The 6,137-nt window shown below is 55.5% G+C and carries 7 protein-coding genes; 1 reads left to right on the plus strand and 6 read right to left on the minus strand.

The annotated features are described in order from the left end of the window. The 6 genes from EOM25_11450 to EOM25_11475 all read right to left on the minus strand — a co-directional run. Nucleotides 1-1,620 (minus strand): adenosylcobalamin-dependent ribonucleoside-diphosphate reductase (locus EOM25_11450; GenBank protein ID NCC25788.1); only part of this gene is annotated, 1,620 nt, incomplete at its 3' end. Nucleotides 1,621-1,865: 245 nt separating this feature from the next. Continuing rightward, nucleotides 1,866-2,363: a hypothetical protein gene (locus tag EOM25_11455; GenBank protein NCC25789.1), complete on the minus strand. Its 498-nt coding sequence runs from the start codon at nt 2,361-2,363 to the stop codon at nt 1,866-1,868. Between the two features lie 102 nt (nt 2,364-2,465). Next, complete coding sequence (locus EOM25_11460) at nt 2,466-2,891, minus strand: GNAT family N-acetyltransferase (GenBank protein NCC25790.1); 426 nt, start codon at nt 2,889-2,891, stop codon at nt 2,466-2,468. A gap of 98 nt (nt 2,892-2,989) precedes the next feature. Then, nucleotides 2,990-3,385, minus strand: a complete 396-nt coding sequence (locus tag EOM25_11465; protein ID NCC25791.1) for a carboxymuconolactone decarboxylase family protein — start codon at nt 3,383-3,385, stop codon at nt 2,990-2,992. A 225-nt stretch (nt 3,386-3,610) separates the two neighbouring features. Beyond that, entirely contained in the window at nt 3,611-4,702 is a 1,092-nt protein-coding gene (locus tag EOM25_11470; GenBank protein NCC25792.1) for an aminopeptidase P family protein, read from the minus strand. Between the two features lie 69 nt (nt 4,703-4,771). After that, nucleotides 4,772-5,746: a hypothetical protein gene (locus tag EOM25_11475; protein ID NCC25793.1), complete on the minus strand. Its 975-nt coding sequence runs from the start codon at nt 5,744-5,746 to the stop codon at nt 4,772-4,774. A 238-nt stretch (nt 5,747-5,984) separates the two neighbouring features. Between EOM25_11475 and EOM25_11480 the strand changes: the two genes are divergently transcribed. Continuing rightward, nucleotides 5,985-6,137 (plus strand): 4Fe-4S ferredoxin (locus EOM25_11480; protein ID NCC25794.1); only part of this gene is annotated, 153 nt, incomplete at its 3' end.

The raw sequence follows: 6,137 nt of genomic DNA on the forward strand, positions 1-6,137 counted from the left end.
AGACAGGGGCAGGTTGACCGTCTTGGATACGGCATTGTCGGTATGCTTCTGGAAGGCCGCCTGCATCTTGAGGTGCCACTGCGCATCGATGTCCATGGAAGTGACATATACACTGCGCAGTTCCTCGGGGAGAAATTCCATGTTCCGGACCGAGCCCTTTTCGATCACCTCGGCCATGAGCTTTTCGGAATAACAGCCCTGATCGTGCAAGGCCTTTACAAAGAAGCTGTTGGCCTCGGTCAGCTTTTCGCCGTCCATGACCTGGCGCACGAAGCACAGGGCAAAAAGAGGCTCCACCCCGGACGAACATCCGGCAATGATGGACAGGGTGCCCGTGGGGGCGATGGTCGTGGTTGTGGCATGGCGATAGGGCCCAAGATTCTGTTCCTTGTAGACGGAAGTCTCAAAGGACGGGAAGGGTCCGCGCTCCATGGCGAGTTTCTTCGACGCCGACCTTGATTCCTTCTGGATGAAATCCATCATCTGCTCGGCGAGCACGATGGCCCGGCGACTGTCGTAGGGCAGACCCAGCTGGTACAGAAGATCGGCCCAGCCCATGACGCCAAGTCCGATCTTCCTGTTCTTGCGCACGGTCTCCGTGATGCGCTCCAGCGGATATTCCGAAGCGTCGATGACATTGTCCAGAAAACGAACGCTGAGGTGCACCACTTCACGCAACCTGTCCCAATCGACCTCGATCCCGCCATCTTTTTCGAGCACGAACCGGGCCAGATTGATGGAGCCGAGGTTGCAGGCTTCGTAAGGCAGCAGGGGCTGCTCGCCGCACGGATTGGTGCTCTCGATCTCGCCCTGGTCCGGGTTCGGGTTGTCCCGGTTGATGCGATCAAGGAAGATGATGCCCGGGTCCCCGCTCTCCCAGGCCTTGCGGACCAGAAGCTGGAACACCTCCCGGGCCTGGAGCCGGGCTTTTTCCCGGCCCGTGTGCGGGGCGATCAGGGGATAGTCCTGGTCTTTTTCCACGGCCTGCATGAACTCTTCGGTCAAGGCCACGGACAGGTTGAAGTTGTTCAGGATCCCTTCCTTCTCCTTGGCCCTGATGAACTCGATAATGTCCGGGTGGTCCACCCGGAGGATGCCCATGTTCGCCCCCCGCCTGGTTCCACCCTGTTTGACCTGTTCCGTGGCCGTGTTGAAAATTCGAAGGAAGGACAGGGGTCCCGAGGCGATGCCGCCCGTGGAGCCCACCCGGCTGTTCTTGGGCCGAAGGCGGGAGAAGGAAAATCCCGTACCGCCACCCGACTTGTGGATCATGGCCGCGTTCTTGATGGCATCGAAGATGTCCTCCATGGAGTCCCCAACCGGAAGGACGAAACAGGCCGCCAACTGGCCGAGATCTGTGCCCGCGTTCATCAGGGTCGGGGAGTTGGGCAGGAACACGAAGGAGATCATCAGGTCGTAAAACCGCCTGGCCAAAGCTTCCACCTCGGCCGGAGTCCGCCCATATCTAGCATCCTGGGCCGCGATGCTGGCGGCCACCCGCCAGAACATCTCTTGGGGGGTTTCAATGGCCTCGCCTTGACCGTCTTTGCGCAGATACCGCTTTTTGAGAACGACTCCGGCGTTATCGTTCAAGACGACTTCCGGTAACCCCTCGGGCATGCTGGGGGCGATCACAACCTGCTCACGATCCTTTTTGCTTTCCTTCACCGTTTCCTTCTCCTCGAATGCTTGTTAATTGAGGCCCATCGAAAAAACCAAGGGGCGGGACAGTCGTCAAAATCAGGGGCATTGTAGGTTCACAGTTCTCTCAATCTCCCAAGGGCCAACTTTGGGCGTCCAGCCGCATGGGAACCGTATAGCGTAGCGACACGATTTTCCAAGTCAGCTAGACCCATTTACTGGGCTCAATAATCGTCCTTGCCTGTAAGCTCTTTCTCAATCTCGTCGGCAGTTGTTGTGACCGCGTGAAGCGCCAGAAGCAAAGACAATTGATCGGTGTCGGCGGCAATCTGCGCGGAGAACACCGCAACGTAATTATCGCTCATCTTGCGAACCTGCCAGGCCCCCAGCTTAACTTTGGAGTTCTGCTCAAGCAGTCGATTCGCAATCTTGGCTGAAAATGGTGTTTCGGAACTATATGCTATCGACCATATTTGTCTAATCTCAAGAGTCCCTAGCTCGGAAGTGTTGGATAAAATCCAAACAAGCTGAGTTCTTCCATTTCCGACATCGTTCGCGAGTTTGAAATCACCATCATTATCAATGGAGTATTTCATTTCAGCTTCTTGAAGAAGTCTCTCAACACGCGGATCACCGACCTTTTTTGCTCCGACCTGGGCATCGGCAAAAGGGGCGAGACACGCCAGCATCGCAATCGAGACCACAACCATCATCTTCATCATCGTCCTTCTCCTTTCACTTCAGCCCACGTTCAAAAAATGTGAAGCATCCCGCAAACGCCTGAATAAAACACGCCGCGATGGGAATCGGCTTGAATAAAATTGTTAAGCAACATTGCCCGAATACCTCAGCGTAAGGCGCAGCATGTCAAAGAGCTGTATCCCGTCCTCGAAGATCGGTGCAGGATAATTATTGACGAAGAAATCATGGTCAATACTCGTAACCCGAAAGCCATGCCGCTGGTAGAAAGCGAGTTGATAGCCGAACGTACCGGTGCCCACCTCGAGTTGCCGTGCGCCGGAGTTGCGAAAGAAGTCAATAACCCATTTCAAGAGTGCTGTGCCGTATCCGGACTTCTGGTGGACTGGGCGAACAGCAATGCTCATCAGTTCATGTGCATCAGGGCCGCGTGGCCGTACGACGCATGCACCAACCACAACCACACCACGTGATGCAATGAAGCACTTTGATCCTGAAAGATAGGAGCGAATCTTGTCTTCCGAGGGATCGGCAAGGATCAGGAGCTCCATTGGAGCACTTGTCACGGGAACTTCCTGGATCAGTAATGACATGCGTATCTGTTGCCGAACGCCACGTTTCGCGGGAGCCTGAGCGTGGAAATCCGCAGTTAAACGTCCTCTTGCAATCGCTTGTTGCTAGCGTCGGCAGCCATTTTTCCCTTAAAATAGTCCATGGCCTTCAAAACGAAACGAGCATAGGCACCAGCTTGACCACCACCCATTTCTATCGAAACATCGATCGTCTCAAAGATTTCTTCGTCCGTCGCACCATGCTGTAGCGCTTGATCAAGATGCCATTCCATGCATGGTTCACACTTCGTCACGATCGAAATTGACAGAGCCATTAATTCTTTCGTTTTCTTTGAAATGGCGCCATCTCGAAATGCTTCCTCTTCCAATTCTAAAAATGATTTGTATGTTTTTACATTTTTAAGAAATCGTTGATGAGTACGTTTCCTATCCTCAATACTTTGTTGAATTTTTTTCTCAGATAAATCTAAAATCATTTTTTCGTCTATCTTCATTTCGATTGCAGGACGGTAACGACGATACTAATGAACACAATTCGTGCATCTCATTAAAATTACAGATTTATCATTTCAATTTATAATTCCATAACTTCACGCTTCAATTTTCCAACATCCTGCGGCCATACGAGATTATTCAGGAACAATATCACGTGCAGTGCCGTTCGTCCCAAATTTCTCATGCTCCCTCAAAATCCGTCTTCAAAAGACCTCGACACCGGTTTCGGTGATCAGGGCCATGTATTCCCAGCGAACCCCGCCCCATTCCGGATAGTAGAGCCCTGGTTCACAGGTCACCACCATGCCAGGTTCGAATGTTCCCTTGCTGTTCGGCCCGACGCTCGGGGCCTCGTGGGTTTCCAGGCCGATGCCGTGCCCCAGGGAATGGGTGAAATGCTCGGCCACGCCGTAGCGATCGAACACCGCCCTGGCCGTCTGAAAGGCCTCGGCCAGGGATAGACCCGGTCCATACTGTTTGAGGGCCTCGGCCTGGGCCTCCAAAACCCGGGCCCGGGTTTCGAGGAACCTGGGGTCGGGGCGATCACCGACCCAGAAGGTCCTTGTCTGATCCGAGCAATAGTTGTTCAGCCGGCATCCCATGTCCAAAAGCACAGGACATCCGTCCGTGATGGCCGCGTCACCGGGTATGGCATGAGGCTTGGCCCCGTTGGGCCCCACCGCGGCGATGGTCGAAAAGCTCAGTCGCTGGGCGCCCTGCTCCCGGTACAGGCGCTCCACGGCCCAGGCCAGTTCAAACTCGCTCATGCCCGGAACCATCAAGGCCTCAGCCTGGGCCATGACCTTGTGGTTCAGGTCGCAGGCCGCCCGCAGGGCCCGGATTTCATATTCGTCCTTGCGCACCCGAATGGCCTCTACCAGTCCCGTCACCAGAACCACCTCGCATTCGGCCCGCAAGGCCTCGTACATCTCCACGCACAGGGAATCGGCCTCGATACCCAGCCGCTTCACCCCCTGAGCCGCCACGAACCTGGCGATCTCGGCCTTGGTCCTCGTTCGGTAGATGTACACCGAATCCGGGCTCCAGACCCTTTGGGCCTCCAGTTCATATCTGGAATCGGTCAACAGCCACTCCCGGCCGTCGGCGTGAATGATGAGGCAGCCCGAGCTTTCGTTGCACTGGGAATCGAAAAGCTCGAAACCCGAAAGATAAAACCGATTGGCCGCATAGGTCACGAGCAGGGCATCAATGTCCTGTCGCCCGGCAAGATTCGCCCTCAGGGCCTGCCGTCTGGCGAGATGGGCGTCGGATATGGAATTTGTGGTGCCGATCATGGATTCTTCCGCGTTCACGTTGTCGTTGCTTGAAAAAAACGCCGATGCTCTGACAGTACCGGCCGTCCGCTACGTTTTGGTCCCCGGCCCTCTGCGCTCGAGCCAGTCCACCAGATCCTCGTCGTCGGCTCGGACCGGGGGCGTCTCGACCGGACGGGCAAGGGAGGAAGACGGTCTGCGTCGAAAGAGCAGGAGCATAAGAATAAGAACCGCAATCACCAGACCAACCACAATCATCCCGTAGACGGTCCTTTGATAGATGGTCTCCTGCACATCCTGCAGACTTTGTTCGGAACTTCTGTGGACGGTGGACAGGGTGGCGTTGAGACTCTCAAGGACATGGTTGTTGGCCAGGACCATATCCCGAAAATACTGAAGCCGGGCCTCGGATTCCTCCAGGGTCTTGGCCAGGTTCTTGACCTCATCCCGGGTCCGGGCCAGCTCCCGGTCCTGGGCCTCCAGTTTTTCTCGCAGGTTCTCGCCCTCCCGTCCCAGGGTGGCCCGTTCCTTGACCCCGGCCTCAGTCAATTCCCGAACGGACTTTTCCAGGCCGTCCAGGCGGACCGCCGTCTTCTTTTGAATTTCTTCAAGATCCTTGGCTGTGAGAATGTTGGCCATGGCCTGGTCCAATTTCTGAACCATGGTTGCCAAACCGGCCTGGGCCGCACCGATCTTTTCCCGCTCCATGCGGGCATCCTGAGCCGTCCGGCCCAACTGCTCGGCCAAGTCGGCACTGTCGGCCACGACCCGGTTCAGCTCCTCCAGAAGACGGGCCGATTCCCGGCTGTTTTCCTCGGCAACGGCCGTCAGGGCCTGCACGGCCTTTTCAAGGATCCCGAGTCTGTTCATGACCTCGGCCACGGTCTTGCCGAGCCGTTCCTGGTCCTGGCCGAAAACATGGAACTCGTTCTCCAAAACCATGATCTCCTCCCGAAACGGATTTTCGGTAGGGGTCGTGGCGGTATCGGCCCAGGCCCAAAAGGCCGAAATGACCACCAGAAAAACGCTTTGGGCAAAGAAGAGAGAAAACTTGAAAATAGACATAGTTATACCGCTTATGATCTGTGGAGACGAAAGATACTAGGTCCTTCGCCCAAAATTTACAACCGCGGCAAACAGGGCCAACAGGACCAAGGCCTTGATTATCCCTTCAATTCCGACAGGCGTTGGACACAAAAAATTCATGCGTTGACCGGCACTCCCATACGAGGCAGAGTCCCCGCCACATGGCATCGGGTTGAAAACCGGAATCATTGCCCGGCCAATTCTTCAGGACAGAACCATGGACATTCTCGATCGATTTTTCAAACCCTCCACCCGGGCCTTTATCCGCGAAGGTCGAAAACTTCCAGGGTTCTGGCCATGGGAGGCTCTGCACGGCTATATCTACGGCCGCTGGCCATATTTCTACATCGGCATGGGAACCGGAGAGCAC

The organism is Deltaproteobacteria bacterium (assembly GCA_009929795.1).
GTDB lineage: Bacteria > Desulfobacterota > Desulfovibrionia > Desulfovibrionales > Desulfomicrobiaceae > RZZR01.